The organism is Amycolatopsis sp. WAC 01375 (assembly GCF_003947325.1).
Lineage (GTDB): Bacteria > Actinomycetota > Actinomycetes > Mycobacteriales > Pseudonocardiaceae > Amycolatopsis.
Genome location: NZ_QHHW01000011.1, coordinates 91,180 through 110,045, shown reverse-complemented (window position 1 = coordinate 110,045; position 18,866 = coordinate 91,180). Strand labels below are relative to the sequence as shown.

Sequence of the window (18,866 nt, the reverse complement as noted above, 5' to 3'; positions counted from 1 at the left end):
CCGCAAGTAGATGACGAATTGCGACTATGCGCTAGGTGTATAGCCGCAGGTATACACACTGTGTATAGTCGCTCGCATGTCCATCGGGAACACGCTGCTCGGCCTGCTCGAAGCGGGCCCCAAGCATGGTTACGACCTCAAACAGCTCTACGACAAGCAGTTCCGGCAAGACCGTCCACTGCACTACGGGCAGGTCTATTCGACGCTGAACCGGCTCTTGAAGAACGGCCTGGTCGAGGAGAACGGCATCGAAGCGGGCGGCGGACCGGACCGGAAGCGGTACGCGATCACCGAAGCGGGCGTCACCAACGTCGAGGAATGGCTGAAGAGCCCGGAAAGTCCCTCGGTCTACCTGCAGAACACGCTGTACACCAAGGTCGTGCTCGCGCTCCTGTCCGGCCGGGGCGCCCAGGATCTGCTCGACGCCCAGCGGAGCTCCCACCTGCGCACCATGCGCGAGCTCACCGCCCGCAAGACCGACGGCGACCTTGCCGACCAGCTGATCTGCGACCACGCGCTGTTCCACCTGGAAGCGGATCTGCGGTGGCTGGAACTCACCGCCGCCCGCCTCGACGACCTCGCGCGCCAGCTGACGCGCTGATCTGGGGACCACACAGTGGAAACACCGTTGTTACACGGGCTCGGCCTGCACAAGGCCTTCGGCCCGAATCAGGCGCTGGCCGGGGCCGGGCTGACGGTCGAAGCCGGTGAGATCGTCGCGATCATGGGCCCATCGGGATCCGGGAAATCGACACTGCTGCACTGCCTGTCCGGCATCCTGCGGCCCGACGGCGGCCAGGTGCTGTTCCGCGGGCGCGATCTCGCGACCATGCCCGACGCCGAACGCAGCGCCTTGCGCCGCACCGAATTCGGTTTCGTCTTCCAGTTCGGGCAGCTCGTCCCGGAGCTGACCTGCCTGGAGAACGTCGCGCTGCCGCTGCGCTTGGGTGGGATGAAACGCCGTCCCGCCGAGCGCATCGCGCGCGATTGGCTCGACCGGCTGGAAGTCGGCGACTCGGACGACAGCACTCCCGGCCGGATTTCGGGCGGGGAGAGCCAGCGGGTCGCCATGGCGAGGGCGCTGATCACCGAACCGTCGGTGATCTTCGCCGACGAACCGACCGGCGCGCTGGACTCGCTGAGCGGTGAGCTCGTCATGCGCCTGCTGTCCGAGACGGCGAAACAGACCGACGCCGCCGTCGTCCTGGTCACCCACGAACCGCGGGTGGCCGCCTACTCCGACCGGGAGGTCATCGTGCGAGACGGCCGGACCCGCGAACCGGTGGTCACCCGATGACCGGACGCGAAGATCTGCTGCTCGGGTTCCGGCTGGCCGTCGGGGGCGGCCGGGGCTCGATCATCAGGCTCGTCCTGAGCACCGTCGGCATCGGGCTCGCGGTGGCGATCCTCCTGATCGGCTCCTCCGCGGGCACCGTCAAGGAGAACCGCGACCAGCGGGCGTACGCCGCTTCCCCGCGGAACGAACCGATCCCGGGTGTCACACCGCTGAACTACAGCGCGACCAGGACCGACTTCCGTGGCCAGGCGATCGCGCTCGTCCACCTCCAGCCCACCGGGCCGACCTCGCCGATCCCGCCGGGCGTGGACCGGCTGCCCGCGCCGGGTGAGGTCTTCCTTTCACCGAAACTGGAAGAACTCGTCGCGTCCGACACCAGTGGCCTGCTGCGGCCGCGTCTGCCCGGCAAACCCGTCGGGATCATCGACGCGGCGGCGGTGCTCAATCCGAACGACCTGGTCGCCTACGTCGGCACGGACGAACTGAGCGGTGACATCGCGACCTACGCGTTCGGTTCCGACTACGGCTACGAAACACCGTTCGAACGGGGAATCCTCTCACTGCTGCTGGTCGGCCTTTTCGTCCTGCTCACGCCGGTGTTCATCTTCGTCGGGACGGTCTCCCGGCTCGGCGGTGCGTCCCGTGACCGGAGGCTCGCCGCATTACGGCTGGCAGGCTCGTCCCTCAACCAGCTGCGCCGGATCACTGCGGCGGAATCCCTCGTGGGCGCCGTGGCCGGACTGGTCGCCGGTGGCGCGTCGTTCCTGCTCTTCCGCGGCGCGGTGGCGGACTTCCAGGTGTTCCGTTTCGGGGTGTATCCGAAGGACCTGACGCCGTCGTGGCCGTTGGTGGCGCTGATCGTGCTCGTGATCCCGGCCCTGACCGTCGCGACGGCTTGGGCGGCCCAACGGCACACGGTCGTCGAACCGCTCGGAGTCGTCCGCGAGACCACGCCGCCGCAGCGCCGGTTGTGGTGGCGACTGCTGCCGGTCGTCGCCGGAATCGCTTTGATAGCCCCGGATCTGGGCGTCGCCAGCGAACTCGGCCGGTTCGCGCTCATCGGCGGCGCCGTCCTGCTGATGCTCGGGATCCCGGCGTTGCTGCCGTGGCTGCTGGACCGCGTCGTCTCCAGGATCAAGGGCGGACCGCCGTCGTTCCAGCTCGCGATCCGCCGTCTGCGGAACGACAGCGGGACCCCGTCGCGAGTGGTCGCGGGTCTCTGTGTGGTGCTCGCCGGGGCGATCGGGTTGCAAAGCCTGTTGACCGGCCAAGCGGTGCTGACGGCCGGTTACGAGGACAGAACCGAAGGCCGGGCCAGCGTTCACGCGGACGGCCCGGTGGCCGACCGGGCGGTGGCCGCCGTCCGCGCGGTTCCCGGCGCGGCCGACTTCCAGACCATGCGCTCGATGTTCGTCGACGCGAACAGCGCGCTCGCCTCCTTCGCCGTCGCCGACTGCGTCACGATCGAAGCGGCCACCACCGCGACCGGTTGCCGCGACGGTGACGTGTTCACCGGCACCACGTCCATCCAAAAAGGACAGACGGTGAAACTCGTCGACAACGACAAGCGCGAGCGGCCATGGACCGTTCCGGTCACGCCGCGACCACTCGAGGTGAAACAGTCGGGGCTCGCCGAGCAGCTCGCGGTGCACGTGCTCGCGACACCCGCCGCGGTGGCGGGCGTCGACCTGGCCGCCGCGCCGGTCACGGTGAGCCTGCGCGGGACGACCGGGGATCCGGACTTCGTCGAACTGGTGCGGAACTCGGTGGCGCCGTACAGCGGACAGGTCACCGTGGCGTCCTACAACGGAAAACGGGCCTCCGACGAGGCCCGGATGTTCGACGACGCGCGGAACATCCTGTTCGGCGGCGCCCTGTTGGTCCTGCTGCTGGCCGGGGTGAGCCTGCTGGTGCTCGCCCAGGAACAGGTCCGGGAACGGCGCCGGGCGCTCGGGGCGCTGTCCGCCACCGGTGTCCCGGTGCGCGTGATCGTCCGGTCCCTGTTGTGGCAGAACGGGATTCCGCTGTTGCTGGGCATCGTGGTCGCCACTGCGACCGGGATCGCCCTCGCCGCGCTGGGCAGGCGGCTGTTCTGGGACGGACTGTACGTCGACTGGTCCGCGGTGGGGATGCTCATCGCGGCAGCGGTCGCGATGGTGCTGCTGGTGACGGCGTCGACCGTGCCGTCCGTGCGCTCGGCCGCGAAAGCGGAGAACCTGCGCACCGAGTGATCCGTCCGTGAAGGCCCCTTGCCCGGGGCCTTCACGGACCTACAACACGGCGCTGACGTCGCGGGCGGCGGCGCGGAGCCCGTCGTGCGCCGCTCGCGTCGACCGCGGGTCGAGAGCGTTGGCGGCGAGGCGGAAGAGGATCGCCCGCAGGAGAAGCTGGGGCCATTCGGGCAGATGCGCCCAGCGTTCGAGAAGATCGATGGTGGCGCCGCCCCAGGCCAGCGCGTCGACCGCGACGATCGCGGCGCCCCATTCACCCGGCCGGTAATACGGCACGAAATCGACGATGCCCGGGGCCGCGTCGCCGTCGAACAGCACGCCGGCGAGAAGCTCCCCGTGCACGACCTGGTCCGGCAGTTTGACCGGTCTTCGGGAGCCCGCCAGCACCTCGAACCAGCGGCCGCCCTTGTTCTCGTCGAGCGACATGTCCGCCTCGCCCCAGGCGAGTTTGTCGGCCAGCGCCTCGAGATCGGTGCGCCGCCCCAGGAAATCCGGCCGCGGCAACCCGGCCGTCGCCCGATGCAGTTTGACCGCCGCGTGCACGACCTCGTCGTAGCGGTGCTCGGCCGTACCGGACACGAACCGGTTCGCCGACCAGCCGCCGACCACCCACCGGCCGTCGCTGGACCGAACGGGTTTCGCGACCCGCAACCCCGGCTCGTCGATGGCCTCCAGCGCCCGCGCCGTCCACAGCGTCCGCGACTTGTCCACGACGGGCTTGAGCACGAGACCGTTGTAGCGCCAAGCGGTGGTGCCGGGCAGCGGTTCCGCGTCACCGGTACGTCCGCCGAACGCCGAACAGACGTGTTCCGGAGGGCTTTCAAGGGTGGCACGCACGGCTCGGGACGTTACCCCGTCTTCCGCGCCACGAACGAGAAGACGCGCTGGTGTTGAGTAGCGATACTCAAGACAGGATCGCTTCTGACCTGCCATTCTTCGACCGTGACCCCCCGAACGGCGCAGCGCCGTCTCACCGACGGGCAGCTCGCCGCCCTCGCACTCGGCTCACTGTGGCTGCTCGGCACCCTGGGCTCGGTCACCGTGGGCCTGCTGCTCCCGCTCGCCGCGTTCCTGCACGCTCCCTGGATCGCGTTGCCGGTGCCGCTCGTGTCGATCGGCATGGTCTACCTCGTCGGATTCGCCGCGCCGGAAGCCTTTCCTGCCGTCGCGAAACCCTGGCCCCGGCTGGCGTGGGCTTTCGCGACCGGGATTTCCGGCGTTTTCGGCGCGATCTTCGTGGTGGAGGTGTCGGAGGCGTTCGATTCCTGGTTCGCGGTGCCGTTCCTCGGGGTGCCGGTGCTGCTCGTCGCGGGGCTGTTCGCGTACGACCTCCGGATCCGGGCCGCCGCCGGGATCCTCTTGATCGCGGCGATCGCGGGCGGGATCGCCATCCCCGCGGCCCTGCCCGAAGACACCGCCACCCGGCGGCTGGCCGTGACCGGTGTTCCGCGCGACCGCACCCTCGCGGCCGACCTCGGTCCTCGGCGGCTCCCGACCAAGGCGACCGAAGACTCCGGAGCGCTGATCGTCGAGTACGCACCCCAACTGTGGATCTCGCCCGTCTGGACCTTCGTGACCGACGCCGTCGAGACCTGCGAGACGTCGGTGAAGACCGGCTGGCACCTCTCGAACGCGACGTGCGCCCAAGTCGGCGACGGCGAATTCCTCCGGCGGAACGCGGACCGGATCGAATTCATCCAGCGGCGCGGCGCGCTGTCGGTGCACGTCGCGGGCAACCACAACTGGAAACCCGAGGAACTGCGCGACTTGGCCGCGAAGACCCATCCGCTGACCGACGCCGAGATCATCGCCGCCGTGCCGAAGTCGCCCCGCGGGAACCGGACGGACGTCGTCGCGGGGTTCACGACCTTCGTGCGGGCGATCTTCGCGGGCGGGTCTGGTCCGTGAAGGCCCCCTTGAGGGCCCCAGAGTCCGTGAAGGCCTCCTTCACTACCTTCAGAGTAGGCAAGGAGGCCCTCACGGCACCGCCAAGAAGAGAGCAAGGGACCTTTGCTATCACCGCACCGTGGGCCAGGGCGCACGAGGGGCCGCCGGTCCGCCAGCCCGTGAAGGCCGCCGTGAAGGCCGCGCGTGCAATGAAAGGCTCCTTCCTTGCAAAATTTGCAAGGAAGGAGCCTTTCATTGCATCAGCGGCGAGAGGTGCGCTCGCCGGACCGAAGAGAGCAAGGGACCTTTGCTATCGCCCGCACCCTGGGCCCGGCGATAACCCTCAGTAAGTCGGCAGACTCTGGTCGATCTGCCGCGCCCAGGCAAGCACGCCGCCACCGAGGTGGGTCGCGTCCTTGAACCCGGCCTGGTGCAGCGCCGCGAGCGCCTCCGCCGAACGTGCACCCGACTTGCAGTGCAGCACGATCGGCTTGTCCTGCGGCAGTTCCGACAGCGCTTCGCCCGAGAGGATCTTGTCCTTCGGGATGAGCGTCGCACCCTTGATGTTCACGATCTCGTACTCGTGCGGCTCGCGGACGTCGATGAGGGCGAAGTTGTCGCCGTTGTCGAACTTGGCTTTGAGCTCCGCCGGAGTGATCGTGTGCCCCGAAGCGGCCGAAGCGGCTTCGTCGGACACAACGCCACAGAAGGCTTCGTAGTCGATGAGCTCGGTGATCTTCGGGGTCTCCGGATCCTTGCGGATCTTGACCTCGCGGTACTTCATCTCGAGCGCGTCGTAGCTGACGAGCCTGCCCAGCAGCGGCTCACCGATGCCGGTGATCAGCTTGATCGCCTCGTTCACCATGATCGAGCCGATCGACGCGCACAGCACGCCCAGCACCCCGCCCTCGGCGCACGACGGCACCATGCCGGGCGGCGGCGGCTCGGGGTAGAGGTCGCGGTAGTTGAGGCCCTTGCCGTTCGGCGCGTCCTCCCAGAACACGCTCGCCTGCCCCTCGAACCGGTAGATCGAGCCCCACACGTAGGGCTTGCCGGTGAGCACGGCGGCGTCGTTGACCAGGTAGCGCGTCGCGAAGTTGTCGGTGCCGTCGAGGATCAGGTCGTACTGCTCGAACAGCTCCAGCGCGTTGGACGACTCGAGCCGGTCGGTGTGCAGGTGCACCTTGACGAACGGGTTGATCTCGGCGAGCGACTCCTGCGCGGACGCCGCCTTGAGCTTGCCGATGTCGGACTGGCCGTGGATGACCTGGCGGTGCAAGTTCGATTCGTCGACCTCGTCGAAGTCGACGATGCCGAGCGTGCCGACCCCGGCCGCGGCCAGGTACAGCAGCGCCGGGCTGCCGAGGCCGCCGGCACCGATGACCAGCACCTTGGCGTTCTTCAGCCGCTTCTGCCCGGTCATCCCGACGTCCGGGATGATCAGGTGACGGCTGTACCGGGCCACCTCTTCCTTGGTGAGCTCGGCGGCCGGCTCAACGAGCGGCGGCAGCGTGCCTGACATCGGGTCCTCCATCTCGCGTGGATCGCGGTCGCATCCCAGTATCTACAACACCGACAGGCGGAAACGACTTCCCCTGTTTCAGATCCTGGGAAATTCCAGCAGATGGGATGGCGGGGCTAAGGTGTCTGGTTCGGCCAGGAGCCGGGTTTGCAGACCTTGCCGTCCGCGGGCACCTTGCCGCGGTCGCCGCCGGGAAGGTTGTTCAGCTGCGCCACGAAGTCGTTGGAGACGCCGAACGTCTGCTGCATCATCACCGGCGCGATCCCGCCGTTCTCCTTGCAGCCCACGTGTTTTCCGCCCAGGGCATGCCCGACTTCGTGATTGATGGCGTACTGGCGATATCCGGTCATGTCGCTCTCGAAGGCCATCGCCCCCCGCACCCAGCGCGCGAGGTTGATCACCACGCGCTTGTCGAAACTCGCGCGGTAACACGAGGTCTCGTAGGTGATCTGGAACATGCAGACGTCCGCGCGATGCGTCGTGTTCGGTGTGGTCAGACTCACGCGGAAGGTGGGGTTCGGGTAACTCGCGTCCACGCGCTGGAGTGCCTTCTTGCCGTCCCACGTCCAGCTCTTGGGATTGGACAGGGTGCCCTCCACCATCGTGGCGAAACTGTCGTCACCGAGGTAGCTGGTGGGATCGATGCCGTCCTCGACCTCGACGGTGTACGTGTACAGCTGCCCCGTCCCGACCTTCTCTCCCTTGCCCGGCACCACGTGATACGTGCCCTTGCCGGACTCGGTGAAAGGACCGCCCTTGGGCAGATCCGCGGTCGGGATCTTGAGATCGACCGGTTTGGCCGGATTCTCCGGGAGAACGTCGCCGCCCCCGTCGACACCCGCGCCCGGCTCGCCGCCGTTGCCGGCGGAACCGTCGGATCCATCGGCCGAAGCGAGGCTCGCCCCGTCCGTGGGGATCGGCTCGGGCGGGCCGGTGGCGGTGTTGAACACGACCAGCGCGGTGATCACCACGAGGATCGGCAGCGCGTACACGCGCCAGCCGTAGGTCTTGGCGAAGTGGCCGATGCCGCCCTTGCTCTTGCGCGTCTTGGACTTGGCGGCGCCCGGCTCGTGCGGCTTCCACGACGCGCTGAGCGGCTGGGCGCTGGTCCGGCGGCCGCCGGGGCGGTAGCGGTCCTCGTCGAGCCGCTGCGACGGCGGCGGTGTCGGCCGGTACTGGCCGGTGCGCGGCGCGTCGGAGGTCCGCGGCTGGGTACGCGGCGGACGGCGACCGGAGGCGGAGTACTGAGACCGCCGTCCTTCGCCCTGCGCGCCTTGCTTAACCCGGTCCACGGGAACCAGGGTGCCATAACCGAACTGTGATGTTGTGAGCGACCGGCGCTTCGCGCGGCGTGTCCTGCCCACCCGAATGGGCTACCAGGTGCCCGATTCGACCGATTCCCACATGCCCAAAACGGCCTGCGCTACGACATTCGGGCGTTCCATCTGCGCCACGTGGCCGGTTCGGGGGAGAACGAGCAACCGGGCGTGCGGAAGTAGCCGAGCGGTGCGCTCCGCGCGCCGGACGGAGATCACCCGGTCGTGCTGTCCCCAAACGACGAGTGTCGGCGCGGCGACGTTCGGCGCGACGGCCCACAACGACGCGGGACCGCGCGCGGACCACGTCCGGAAGATGCCGAACGTGCTGCGAGCGAGCGCGGGGGCGGCCCAGGCGAAGGCGGCGCGAGCGCTGTGCTCCTCTTCCAGCTCGTCCAGCCTGCTTTCGGCGAAGCGGCCCGGGTCGGCGAAGCAGAGCTTGATGACCTGCATGGCGCGTTCGCGCGGGCCCAGCGCGGCCAGCTGACGGCGCACCCGCGGGCCGATCAGCGGCAGATACGCGAACGCCATCCGCGGATCGGACAACCGCTTCATGCTGGGACGGAGATCCGGCATCGCCGGCGAGATCAGCGTCAGCGTCTTCACCAGTTCCGGATGCCTGGCCGCGACGAGCAGCGCGACCGCTCCCCCCATCGAGTTGCCGAACAGGTGCACCGGCCCGGCGTCGAGGCTCTTGATGTGGCTCGCGACGATCTCGGCGTGCGCGTCGAGGCTGAAGTCGAAAGCGTCGGGCGGCTCCGAGTAGCCGAACCCCGGCAGATCGACCGAAGTACCTGCCGCTTGGGGCGCCAGGAGGGCGGCGAGATCGGTCCAATTCGTGGACGAGCCGCCGAGCCCGTGGACGTAGACGGCCGTCTCGGGACCCCCAGGGGTCCGGCGGATGTGCAATTTCACCCCGCCGACACCTATTGTTTCCCCGGGCCACGGCGGCGGCGCGGGGTCGAGCGACGGCAACGACCTGCGCGACAGCGGTACGTGGGTCAACGACGGGCGGCCCCCGGCGGCACGGGAAACTGGAGAAGACACAGCACCAAGGATGCCCGACCCTTGGCGGTCCGGCTGTACCGGCGAGTAATCTCGAGGTCACTTCACGCGGCGGTGACCCCGCCCGGCGGAGCCCGCTCGACTGCGCTGATGAGTTCTCGGCGGTAAGGATCGCCTTGAACAAGGCTGATGCGTTCGCGGCGGAGACGAGTGCCTCGAACTGGAGGAACGATGACAGAAATGGCGCGACTGCAGGCACGAGGCGTCCGCCTGCCCAGAACGGAACGCCGCGCCCAGCTGCTGGCCGCCGCTCAGCGGGTGTTCGCCGCGAACGGCTACCACGCCGCCGCGATGGACGAGATCGCCGAAGAGGCCGGAGTCAGCAAGCCGGTCCTCTACCAGCACTTCCCCGGCAAGCTCGACCTCTACATCGCGCTGCTGGAGAGCCACGTCGACGAACTGGTGCGGCGGGTCAAGGACGCGCTCGACTCCACGACGGACAACAAGCAGCGCGTGCCGGCGACCGTCGGCGCGTTCTTCGACTTCGTCAACAACGACGCGGGCGCGTTCCGAATGGTCTTCGAGTCCGACCTTCGCGGCGAGCCCGCCGTGCAGGAGGCGGTGGACCGCGCGACGTCGGCCAGCGTCGACGCGATCACCGAGACCATCACCGCCGACGCGGGCCTCGACGAGGACAAGGCACGGCTGCTCGCGGTCGGCCTCGTGGGCCTCTCGCAGGTCAGCGCGCGGTTCTGGCTGGCGCACCACAAGTCGATGAGCCGCGAAGAGGCCGTCGCCCTCACCGCCAACCTCGCCTGGCGAGGGATCGGCGGTGGCTTCCCGCTGCAGCACTGACCCGCAATTCGTCACCTACTTGCGTTCATCTCGATCGCAAGTAGGTGACGAATTGCGTGGGTCACTGGGCCGACGCATTTGCCGAGTCGGCCGATGAGTTCCTTGTCGGCCGCGCAGCCGCGGATAGCGACTGCCACAGATGGTTGTGCGGGTCGACGAATCCGGGCAGCACGATCTTGCCGCGGCCGGCGCCGGTGAACTCCGCGTCGCTCCCGGCTTCAGTGGTTTCGCCGCCGATGCCGGTGAGCAGGGCCGCGCCGAGGACCACGGCGATCACGCTGGCGCCTCCGGCGAGAGCAAGGGACCTTTGCTACCGCGTTGGGCCATCCAGCGGCACCGGGCAGAGCCGCGATTCGGCTATGAATCAAGCGACCGCGTCCCGATCCGCGAGGAGTCCTCATGCCCCACATCGCGCTCGACGAGAACCTGCCCGGCATCACCGCCCTGTTCGCCTACCGGCCGGAGACGGCGGCACCGCTCGGGCAACTCGCCGAGGTCCTGCTTCGCGGCCCGAGCAGCCTCAGCGTCGGCGAGCGGGAACTGATCGCCGCGGTCGTCTCGCGCGGCAATGACTGCACGTTCTGCTCACGCAGTCACGGCGCCGTCGCCGCCGAAGCGCTCGAAGGGGGCATGCCGGTCGTCGAAGCGGCTTGGAAGGACATCGACGGCGCACCCGTGTCGGCGAAGGTGCGGTCGCTTCTGCACGTCGCGCTCGCAGTCCGCGAAGGCGGGAAGTCCGTGAGCGAAGAGCTGATCGAGATCGCCCGCGCGGAGGGCGCGACGGACGTCGAAATCCACGACACCGTCCTGATCGCGGCCGCCTTCTGCATGTTCAACCGCTACGTCGACGGGCTGGCCACGATCGCCATCGACGACCAGGACGCCTATCGGGAGGCAGGCGTCCGTCTCCTGGAGAACGGCTACACACGCCTCTGAAAAGAGAGCAAGGGACCTTTGCTCCCGCTTATCTCAATGTCGAGAGAAGCGAGAGCAAAGGTCCCTTGCTCCCGCTTTCAGACCCTCGCGGCGCGGCGGACGAGTGCCGCGATGCGGTCCGAAACCTCTTGGGTTCGTTCCTGCGGCAGCATGTGCCCGGCGCCCGGGTAGCGCACGAATTCAGCCTCCGGCAGCGCGTCGGCGATGACCTTGGCGTGCGGGGGCGGGCAGAGCCTGTCCCGCTCCCCCGTCAGCACGATCACCGGTTTGCCCTGCAGCGCGGAGAGGGTGACCCGGCAGTCGTGCCGGGAGATCGCGTCCTGGAATCCGGCGACACTCGCCGGATGCGCGCAAAGCAACTGTTCGGCGACCGAGTCCACGTCGGCCCGCTGAGGCCGCCGCCCGAAGACGAGCAGCCGCGCGCCGGGCCGCACCACCGACAGCGGCAGCGGCAAGGCGTCCCGGCGGTTCTTCGCGAGCAGCTTCGCGAGCCTCCGTTCGAACCTCGCCGCGCCGCTGCCCGCGATCCCCGGCAGGCCGAGGGTGATCCGGTCCATCTCACCGGACGATGTGGCGACGAACGCGACCCCTGCGACGCGCCGGTCCACCAGATCGGGATGCCTGCGGGAAAGTTCCATGATCGTCATGCCGCCCATGGAGTGCCCGGCGAGCACGAGCGGTCCGTTCGGGACGCGGTCCTCGATCAGTTCGGCGAGGTCGTCGGCGAGGGTCGCGATCGTGGCCGTTCCCGGTTTCGCCGGCGCGGAACCGCCGTGACCGCGCAGGTCGTAGCGCAGGATCCGGACGGAGTCGCCGAGCCGCGACGCCACGCCGTCCCAGGTCCGGTGATCCTGCGTCCAGCCGTGCACGAGTATCAGCGTGAGTTCGGAGTCGGCCGGGCCGCTCATCTCGACGTGCAGCGCGGTGCTGTCGCCGGTCACGAAACGGTGTTCCCGCGACGGGTCCCACGAGACGGCGTCGCGCTGTTTGACGCTCTTCATCGCTTCCCCGGCAGCAGGAAGGACTTGCGCCAGAAGTACATGCCGGGCTTGCCGACCAGACCGGATTCCTGCAGGAACGGCATGATCTTCTCGCCCGCCCACTGGATGCTTTCGCGCCAGTTGGGGTTGTTCAGCGCGGCTTCGACGCCGTCGCGCGGCCGGATACCGACGGCCTTGTAGACGTTCGGGTTGATGAAGGCCCGCGTCACGAAGTACGAAATGACCGCGATGATGAACTGCTGGTAGAGGATTTCCTTCTTCGACAGTTTCGCCATTCCGCGAGTGACCTCTTCGCGGGCGAAGGTGACATGCCGGGCTTCCTCGAGCACGTGGATCCGGTTCACCATGCGCACCAGCGGCTGGATGTCCGGATCGTTCATCTGCTCGCGCTGAAGCCGGTCGAGGACCTCTTCGGCGACGAGGATCGCGCCGTACCGCGCGGGGCCGTAGCTGATCGACGGCATCAGTTTCGCCAGCCGCCGCAGCCACGGCACCGGCCCGTAGGACGGGCAGCCGATCCGCGAGGCCATCCGCGCGAACATCGTCGAGTGACGGCATTCGTCCGCGATCTCGGTCAGCGCGTACTGGGCGTGCGAGCTGGTGGGGTCTTCCTCGTAGACCTCCTTGAGCAGCATCTGCATCAGGAGGATTTCGAACCACAGTCCTGTCGTGGCGACGCTCGCGACCTCGTGCTTGCCGAGTTCGATGCGCTGCTCTTCCGACAGCGAGTCCCACAGCTCGGTGCCGTAGAGCGAAGAGCGATGTGCCGGGATGTAGCGCTTCCCGTCCACGAGCGGAGCGTTCCAGTCGATGTCGACGTCGGGGTCGTAGAACTTGTTTGCGGAGGACTTGAGCAGCCGCTCGGCTGTCTTCTCCCGGTCTGTTTCCTTCAGCGCCCGCGTCATTGCCGACACACCCCTATCTGTAACTCGCGGTAACAGTTACCTCTGGTAGCATGACTTGGGTGATCGAACGTGTCAAGCGCAACAGCAAGCAGTCGAGCAAGCACCCCACCGCGGGTGAGGCCGACACGGGTGACGCCCGCCGCGACCGCTGGCGCAAACACCGGATCGCGCGCCGCGCGGAGTTCGTCGAAGCGGCCCTCCGGGCGCTCGACGCGCACGGGCCGGACCTCGGCATGGAAGACGTCGCCGCCGAAGCGGGCGTCACGAAACCCGTGCTGTACCGGCACTTCGACGACAAGGCGGATCTGTACGTCGCACTCGGGCAGCGCGGCACGGAGATCCTCTTCCAGCGGCTGATCCCGGCCATCAACTCCGAACTCGCCCCGATCCCCCGGATCCGGATGGCACTCGACGCGTTCTTCAGCGTCATCGAGGAGCACCCGAACCTGTACCGCCTGCTCGCACGCGGCGGCCTCCAGGAGAAGGTGGTCGTCAAATCCGACGTCGTCGCCGAGGACAAGGAACTGATCGCCACCGCGCTCACCGCGCTGCTCGGCGACTACATGCGGATGTTCAACATGGACTCGGGCGCCGCCGAACCGTGGGCGCACGGCATCGTCGGCATGGTGCAGAGCACCGGCGAATGGTGGCTGGACCGGCGCTCGATGGGCCGCGACAGCGTCGTCGAATACCTGACACAGATCATCTGGGCCGCGATCGACGGCCTCTCCCGGCAGCAGGGCATCGTCATCGATCCCACTCTGCCGCTCGAAGAGAACAAGGTCATCCAAATGCGGAAGACCCAGGAAAAGCAGGCGGAGGGGCAATGAGCGAGCACGACGAAGACGGCTACGCCGGCGAAGCGGTCCTCGTGATCGACGGAACCGAGATCGCCGCGACGGTCGACCTGCGGGGCTACTTCCAGCCCATCGACGGGTACTACCGCTGGTACGGCCGCGTGGCCACCAACGAGCAGGTGTCCGCGGCCGCCGGCGGCAAGAAGACCGCCGTCGAGATCCGCGCGGGCGAGTACAGCGCGAAGGGCGAACTCTCCGACCCGGACCCGTGGGACCGCTACCGCATCATGGGCACCAGCACGCCGCCCTTCCACGTGCCGACCTCACTGGAAGAACTGAACGAACTCAACGCCTGACCGCTGAGGCAGAAGTACATGAAGGCCCCCTTCCTTGCGCTAGACGCAAGGAAGGGGGCCTTCATGTACTTGGGGACCAGCCTGCGGGTGAGCGGCGTTAAGCCGCCGGTTCATGAGCGGCCGAAGGCTGACGATGTAGGAATCGGGACGTTCAGTGTCCCGATCCCTACATCGTCACGAGGTCGCGACCACCGCACCACCGCAGCAGCCCAACCCGCGCTTCAAGAGAACGTCAGCCCTGTCGTTGAGCGGGCACTCGAGTACGCGGGACCAGGTTCGGCCAGCTCGACAGCTTGTTCATCGCCCATTCCAGCGGCCCGCGCCCGACGAACCTCCGCCACAGCACGGCCGCGGTCAGCGCGACCACCGAGAACTCGACGAAGTGCAGCACGCTGAAGATCGAATCGCCGTCGCTCTCGTCCCACAGCAGCGCGATCGCCACGAAATGCAGCACGTACGCGCTCAGCACCCGCCCGCCCAGATCCGAAAGCGGCCGCAGCACGCGCTCGAACTTCGGCATCAGCAGCTGGCAGCCGCCGATCACCGCCGCCGCGATCCCGATCGAGATCAGCAGGTCGAACGGCGTGTACGAGGTGCCTGTCGGCAGCAGTTCCCAGGCCCAGCTGGTGGTCGGCGGGGTGCCGTGGATCCAGGTCTGGTGGAGCCGGAGGAATTCCGGCGGCGTCATCCCCATCTGCGCGGCGGCCGGTTCCAGTGAGCGATAGACGGCCTGCATGCCGCCGAGTGGGCCGGTCGCGAGCCAGGACACGAGGTATCCGCCCACCGCGAGCGCCGATCCGCCGAAGAACAGCCGACGGCACACGCTGCGCGACGTCAGGTCCATCCGCCCGAGCGACATCCCCGCGAACACGTACGCCATCAGCGTCAATGCGGGGAAGGTTCCGGTCAGGACGAGAACGGTCGCGGCTTTCAGCAGCCCGGTCGAGGTGACATCGTCCGCGGTCAGGTCCGGCGCGAAGAAGAGCAGGTCGCGAGGAAGCAGTTGCGCTCTGAGCAGATGTGAGAGCAGCGGGCCCGCCACGGCGACGACGACCGCCGCGATCGCCAGCGCCTTCGCACCCGCGCGCAGCCATGGGATCGCGAAGAGGAAACAGGCCCCGTAGTAGGCCAGGATCACCATGTAGCCGGTCTCAAGGCTGGTCAGCCACAGTCCCAGCGCCACCAGCAGCGGTGCCCGGGTCGCCAGCTTGAGCGCGACGCGCGTCCGGTCGCGGCCCAGTTTCGGGCGGCGTCCGCCGGACATCAGCGCGATGGAGACTCCGGCCAGTACCGCGAACAACGCCGCGGAGTGGCCTTCGAACGGTTTGAACAGCACCCCGACGCCGCCTTTGGCGGGATCGGGGCCGACATGCACCGCGTACATGCCGAGAACGGCCAAGCCGCGGGCGACGTCGATGCCGGTCAGCCGCCCAGCGGCCCGCTTGCCTTGTTCGGGAACTGTACGCACGCCGTCGACCAGCGCGCGGTCCATCACAGTGACGCCGTCCACCTCATTTCTCGGCTAGCCCCCTGCCGTCCCCGCCTTAGCGTGACGATCAAATCTGAGAGCTGGCTGAGACGCGGCGGTGACGCCACTGTGACATCCGACTACAACCCGATCGGGTTAGCCACCAACAGCGAAGCCGACCTTGCGAACGTCTGACGGCGCGATCTCGACGTAGGCGATCCGGTCGGTGGGCACGATGTACTTACGGCCCTTCTCGTCGTCGAGGCGGAAGATCCCGTCGCCGGCCCTCAAGGCGTTCGCGACCAGTTCCTCGACCTCGTCGGGCGACTGGCTGCTGGACACCACGAGCTCTCGCGGCGTGTCCTTGATGCCGATCTTGACCTCCACGTGGGACCTCCGCTTGAAAGTTCGAAACTACTGGCCCGCCAAGGCTAGCCGAAGAGACGTCAGCCGAGCCCCAGCACCTGCATGCGTTTGGTGTGCCCCTGCTGCAACCGGCGGAACAGCGCGGCGATTCCCGAAAGGTCGCCGGAGCCCTCGACGATGAGCTCGGCGAGCCCGTCCCGCTCGGCGACGACGTACTGGGCCTGCGTCAACGCCTCGCCCAGCAGGCGACGGCCCCACAGCGCCAGCTTGTCCCGCGCCTTCGGGTCGGCCTCGATCCCGGCCGCGACTTCGCGTTCGGCGAACGCGGAATGCCCCGTGTCGGCGAGCACGGTGAGCACCAGATCCTTGGTTTCGGGGTCGAGCCAGCTGGCCATCTCGCGGTAGAGGTCCGCCGCGAGCCCGTCTCCGACGTAGGCCTTCACCAGGGACTCGAGCCAGGAACGCGGCGCGGTGGAGGCGTGCCAGGCGTCGATGTGCCCGACGAAGGGCCTCATGGCGTCTTCGATCGCGACGCCGTACCCCGCGAGGTGCTTGGTGAGCAGGTCGTAGTGCCCGATCTCGGCGGCCGCCATGGACGCCAGCGCGGCGCGGCCGGACAGCGTCGGCGCGGTGCGCGCGTCCTCGGCCAGGCGATCGAATGCGGACAATTCCCCATAGGCGAGTACGCCGAGCAAATCGACTACGCCCTCGCTGATCTGCTTTGCCTCCGTCACGGCGGAAAGGGTATCGCCGAACACACCCGCCCGGACGGGAAGAGACCGATCCCACCTCCGGGCGCGGCGGGGATTTCGGCCGGAAAGAGAGCCTTCCCACGTCCGGGCGCGGCGGGGACTTCGGCCGAAAAGAGAGCCTCCCCACCTCCGGGCGCGGCGGGGACTATCAGAAAACCGCAGATCAGGTAGACTGGCGGCCGGATACGACGGATCATCCGTCCCGGATCGGGACGCCGCTGCGGCTGAAGGACAGCCGGTGCGGCCCCGATCAGCGCAAGAATGATGTGCGTGCACGCCATCCTGCGGCATTCCCACGAAGGGCCGCTTCAGCGCCAGTAGCGCGGAGCCCGAGCGAATTTTCGTGGTCGAGTGTCGATCGGTGACCAGGGCAGTGCGCGCTGGTCACGAGAGAGGCGAGCACCCTGACCACGAACGAAAACACGCCCGAAGACAACCCCACCGGCGTTCCGGAGGCCGTCGCGCTGGAGCACAGCGAGTCAGGCCCGGCGGCGCTCGACGTGTCGCACCCGCTGCAGGCGGGCGCACCGGTGGAACCCGAAGCCCCCTCCTTCGCTTCCTTCGGCGTCAAGCCGGAGATCGTGAAGGCGCTCAGCGAGGCCGGGATCGAGCGCACCTTCGCCATCCAGGCACTGACGCTGCCGCTGGCCATGGCCGGCGACGACCTGATCGGCCAGGCCCGCACGGGCATGGGCAAGACGCTGGGCTTCGGTGTCCCGCTGCTGCACCGCGTCGAGGTCCCCGGCGACGGCACCCCGCAGGTGCTGGTCGTCGTGCCGACCCGTGAGCTGTGCATCCAGGTCGCGAACGACCTCAAGGGCGCGGGCAAGCACCTCGGCATCCGCACACTGGCCATCTACGGTGGCCGCCCCTACGAGCCACAGATCGCGGCGCTCCGCAGCGGCGTCGACGTCGTCATCGGCACCCCGGGCCGCCTGCTGGACCTGGCCGAGCAGAAGCACCTGGTGCTGGGCAAGGTCCGCGGTCTGGTGCTGGACGAGGCCGACGAGATGCTCGACCTGGGCTTCCTGCCCGACATCGAGCGCATCCTGCGGATGGTCCCGGACAAGCGCCAGACGATGCTGTTCTCGGCGACCATGCCGGGCCCGATCATCACGCTGGCCCGCACGTTCCTCACGCAGCCGACGCACATCCGCGCCGAGGAGAACGACGCCGGCGCCATCCACGAGCGCACCACCCAGTTCGTCTACCGGGCGCACTCGATGGACAAGCCCGAGCTGATCGCCCGCGCGCTGCAGGCCGAAGGCCGTGGCCTGACGATGATCTTCACCCGCACCAAGCGCACCGCGCAGAAGGTCGCCGACGAGCTCGTCGAGCGCGGCTTCGCGGCCGCCGCCGTGCACGGTGACCTTGGCCAGGGCGCCCGCGAGCAGGCACTGCGCGCGTTCCGCGCCGGCAAGGTCGACGTGCTGGTCGCCACCGATGTCGCCGCCCGCGGCATCGACATCGACGACGTCACGCACGTGATCAACTACCAGACGCCGGAGGACGAGAAGACCTACGTCCACCGGATCGGCCGCACCGGCCGCGCCGGGCGCACCGGTGTCGCGATCACCCTCGTCGACTGGGACGAGACGCCGCGCTGGAAGATGATCTCGGACATCCTCGGGCTCGACATGCCCGAGCCCGCCGAGACGTACTCGTCGTCGAAGCACCTGTTCAGCGACCTGGGCATCCCCGAGGGCACCACCGGGCGCCTCCCGCTGTCGAAGCGGACCCGCGCCGGTCTTTCGGCCGAGGTCGAAGAAGACCTGGGCGGCAAGCGCCGCGGCCGTGGCCAGGGCCAGAGCCAGAGCCAGGGCCCGAAGGACGAAGAAGAAGCGCCCCGCAAGCGCAACCGCACACCGCGCAAGCGGACCCGTGGCGGCGCGAACGCGGCCGCCAAGATCGAGGCCGCGGACGCCGCGGACGCTACGGCGGAAGGCACCGAGGGCGAAGCGTCGTCCGAGGGCCGCACGCGGGCCCGTCGCCGCAGCCGCGGCGCCGCGAAGCCGAGCCCGGAGGTCAGCGGCCCGGCGGTCGAGAAGGAGACAGGCGACAGCGCCGAGCGTCCGGCTCGCCGACGCCGCCGTCGCCGTCCCTCGGCGACTTCTGATACACCTGCGTCGGCAGACTGAGAGCTTCAGACCTCGACGTGGGGAGCTAGGGGCA

General features: G+C 68.5%; 19 protein-coding genes. 9 read left to right on the top strand and 10 right to left on the bottom strand.

The window, feature by feature from the left end:
• Window positions 1–76 precede the first annotated feature (76 nt).
• From DL991_RS03885 to DL991_RS03875, 3 genes are read left to right on the top strand one after another with little or no spacing between them, the layout of a single operon-like run.
• Window positions 77–601, top strand: coding sequence for a PadR family transcriptional regulator (locus tag DL991_RS03885; protein ID WP_125780994.1), 525 nt, complete (start codon window positions 77–79; stop codon window positions 599–601).
• A gap of 15 nt (window positions 602–616) precedes the next feature.
• Window positions 617–1,297, top strand: a complete 681-nt coding sequence (locus DL991_RS03880; RefSeq protein ID WP_125780992.1) for an ABC transporter ATP-binding protein — start codon at window positions 617–619, stop codon at window positions 1,295–1,297.
• Window positions 1,294–3,528, top strand: a complete 2,235-nt coding sequence (locus DL991_RS03875) for an ABC transporter permease (protein ID WP_125780990.1) — start codon at window positions 1,294–1,296, stop codon at window positions 3,526–3,528. Before DL991_RS03880 ends, DL991_RS03875 begins: the two co-directional genes overlap by 4 nt.
• Before the next feature lie 39 nt (window positions 3,529–3,567).
• On the opposite strand, the gene DL991_RS03870 is transcribed toward DL991_RS03875, so the two are convergent.
• Window positions 3,568–4,365: a TIGR02569 family protein gene (locus DL991_RS03870; RefSeq protein ID WP_125780988.1), complete on the bottom strand. Its 798-nt coding sequence runs from the start codon at window positions 4,363–4,365 to the stop codon at window positions 3,568–3,570.
• A gap of 105 nt (window positions 4,366–4,470) precedes the next feature.
• On the opposite strand from DL991_RS03870, the gene DL991_RS03865 reads away from it, so the two are divergent.
• Window positions 4,471–5,436: a hypothetical protein gene (locus DL991_RS03865; protein WP_125780986.1), complete on the top strand. Its 966-nt coding sequence runs from the start codon at window positions 4,471–4,473 to the stop codon at window positions 5,434–5,436.
• Window positions 5,437–5,758: 322 nt separating this feature from the next.
• On the opposite strand, the gene moeZ is transcribed toward DL991_RS03865, so the two are convergent.
• From moeZ to DL991_RS03850, 3 genes are all read right to left on the bottom strand, one after another.
• Window positions 5,759–6,937, bottom strand: a complete 1,179-nt coding sequence (gene moeZ, locus DL991_RS03860; protein WP_125780984.1) for an adenylyltransferase/sulfurtransferase MoeZ — start codon at window positions 6,935–6,937, stop codon at window positions 5,759–5,761.
• A gap of 116 nt (window positions 6,938–7,053) precedes the next feature.
• Window positions 7,054–8,229: a DUF3152 domain-containing protein gene (locus DL991_RS03855; protein ID WP_125780982.1), complete on the bottom strand. Its 1,176-nt coding sequence runs from the start codon at window positions 8,227–8,229 to the stop codon at window positions 7,054–7,056.
• An 81-nt stretch (window positions 8,230–8,310) separates the two neighbouring features.
• A complete protein-coding gene (locus DL991_RS03850; protein WP_199746271.1) occupies window positions 8,311–9,168 on the bottom strand; it encodes an alpha/beta fold hydrolase in 858 nt (285 codons plus the stop codon).
• Window positions 9,169–9,489: 321 nt separating this feature from the next.
• On the opposite strand from DL991_RS03850, the gene DL991_RS03845 reads away from it, so the two are divergent.
• A complete protein-coding gene (locus DL991_RS03845; protein ID WP_039922912.1) occupies window positions 9,490–10,113 on the top strand; it encodes a TetR/AcrR family transcriptional regulator in 624 nt (207 codons plus the stop codon).
• 61 nt (window positions 10,114–10,174) lie between these two features.
• Here DL991_RS03845 and DL991_RS03840 read toward each other — a convergent pair whose 3' ends face one another.
• Window positions 10,175–10,390 carry a hypothetical protein gene (locus DL991_RS03840; protein ID WP_233598653.1) on the bottom strand — a complete coding sequence of 72 codons (216 nt, stop codon included), beginning with the start codon at window positions 10,388–10,390 and terminating at the stop codon, window positions 10,175–10,177.
• Between the two features lie 122 nt (window positions 10,391–10,512).
• Here DL991_RS03840 and DL991_RS03835 point away from each other — a divergent pair, with 122 nt between their 5' ends.
• The gene (locus tag DL991_RS03835; protein ID WP_125780980.1) at window positions 10,513–11,049 is read left to right on the top strand and encodes a carboxymuconolactone decarboxylase family protein; all 537 of its coding nucleotides are present in this window, start codon (window positions 10,513–10,515) and stop codon (window positions 11,047–11,049) included.
• Window positions 11,050–11,126: 77 nt separating this feature from the next.
• On the opposite strand, the gene DL991_RS03830 is transcribed toward DL991_RS03835, so the two are convergent.
• Both DL991_RS03830 and DL991_RS03825 read right to left on the bottom strand, forming a co-directional pair.
• Complete coding sequence (locus DL991_RS03830; RefSeq protein WP_125780978.1) at window positions 11,127–12,050, bottom strand: alpha/beta fold hydrolase; 924 nt, start codon at window positions 12,048–12,050, stop codon at window positions 11,127–11,129.
• Window positions 12,047–12,955: a diiron oxygenase gene (locus DL991_RS03825; RefSeq protein WP_199746270.1), complete on the bottom strand. Its 909-nt coding sequence runs from the start codon at window positions 12,953–12,955 to the stop codon at window positions 12,047–12,049. Before DL991_RS03825 ends, DL991_RS03830 begins: the two co-directional genes overlap by 4 nt.
• 50 nt (window positions 12,956–13,005) lie before the next feature.
• Between DL991_RS03825 and DL991_RS03820 the strand changes: the two genes are divergently transcribed.
• Complete coding sequence (locus DL991_RS03820) at window positions 13,006–13,785, top strand: TetR/AcrR family transcriptional regulator (RefSeq protein WP_125780974.1); 780 nt, start codon at window positions 13,006–13,008, stop codon at window positions 13,783–13,785.
• Entirely contained in the window at window positions 13,782–14,108 is a 327-nt protein-coding gene (locus DL991_RS03815) for a DUF4873 domain-containing protein (protein WP_005167612.1), read from the top strand. The genes DL991_RS03820 and DL991_RS03815 overlap by 4 nt, the downstream gene beginning before the upstream one ends.
• Before the next feature lie 232 nt (window positions 14,109–14,340).
• On the opposite strand, the gene DL991_RS03810 is transcribed toward DL991_RS03815, so the two are convergent.
• From DL991_RS03810 to DL991_RS03800, 3 genes are all read right to left on the bottom strand, one after another.
• A complete protein-coding gene (locus tag DL991_RS03810; protein ID WP_125780972.1) occupies window positions 14,341–15,618 on the bottom strand; it encodes a heparan-alpha-glucosaminide N-acetyltransferase domain-containing protein in 1,278 nt (425 codons plus the stop codon).
• 114 nt (window positions 15,619–15,732) lie between these two features.
• Window positions 15,733–15,963, bottom strand: coding sequence for a DUF3107 domain-containing protein (locus DL991_RS03805; protein WP_005167610.1), 231 nt, complete (start codon window positions 15,961–15,963; stop codon window positions 15,733–15,735).
• Between the two features lie 59 nt (window positions 15,964–16,022).
• Window positions 16,023–16,676, bottom strand: coding sequence for a ferritin-like fold-containing protein (locus DL991_RS03800; RefSeq protein ID WP_125780970.1), 654 nt, complete (start codon window positions 16,674–16,676; stop codon window positions 16,023–16,025).
• A 548-nt stretch (window positions 16,677–17,224) separates the two neighbouring features.
• On the opposite strand from DL991_RS03800, the gene DL991_RS03795 reads away from it, so the two are divergent.
• Window positions 17,225–18,832 carry a DEAD/DEAH box helicase gene (locus tag DL991_RS03795; RefSeq protein ID WP_125781182.1) on the top strand — a complete coding sequence of 536 codons (1,608 nt, stop codon included), beginning with the start codon at window positions 17,225–17,227 and terminating at the stop codon, window positions 18,830–18,832.
• Window positions 18,833–18,866: the final 34 nt, after the last annotated feature.

Excerpts from the sequence above, each read along its gene's own strand:
- DL991_RS03820 (WP_125780974.1), top strand. The coding sequence starts at position 13,006 with ATGACTTGGGTGATCGAACGTGTCAAGCGCAACAGCAAGCAGTCGAGC.
- DL991_RS03830 (WP_125780978.1), bottom strand. The coding sequence starts at position 12,050 with ATGAAGAGCGTCAAACAGCGCGACGCCGTCTCGTGGGACCCGTCGCGG.
- DL991_RS03825 (WP_199746270.1), bottom strand. The coding sequence starts at position 12,955 with ATGACGCGGGCGCTGAAGGAAACAGACCGGGAGAAGACAGCCGAGCGG.
- DL991_RS03835 (WP_125780980.1), top strand. The coding sequence starts at position 10,513 with ATGCCCCACATCGCGCTCGACGAGAACCTGCCCGGCATCACCGCCCTG.
- DL991_RS03845 (WP_039922912.1), top strand. The coding sequence starts at position 9,490 with ATGACAGAAATGGCGCGACTGCAGGCACGAGGCGTCCGCCTGCCCAGA.
- DL991_RS03885 (WP_125780994.1), top strand. The coding sequence starts at position 77 with ATGTCCATCGGGAACACGCTGCTCGGCCTGCTCGAAGCGGGCCCCAAG.
- moeZ (WP_125780984.1), bottom strand. The coding sequence starts at position 6,937 with ATGTCAGGCACGCTGCCGCCGCTCGTTGAGCCGGCCGCCGAGCTCACC.
- DL991_RS03875 (WP_125780990.1), top strand. The coding sequence starts at position 1,294 with ATGACCGGACGCGAAGATCTGCTGCTCGGGTTCCGGCTGGCCGTCGGG.
- DL991_RS03815 (WP_005167612.1), top strand. The coding sequence starts at position 13,782 with ATGAGCGAGCACGACGAAGACGGCTACGCCGGCGAAGCGGTCCTCGTG.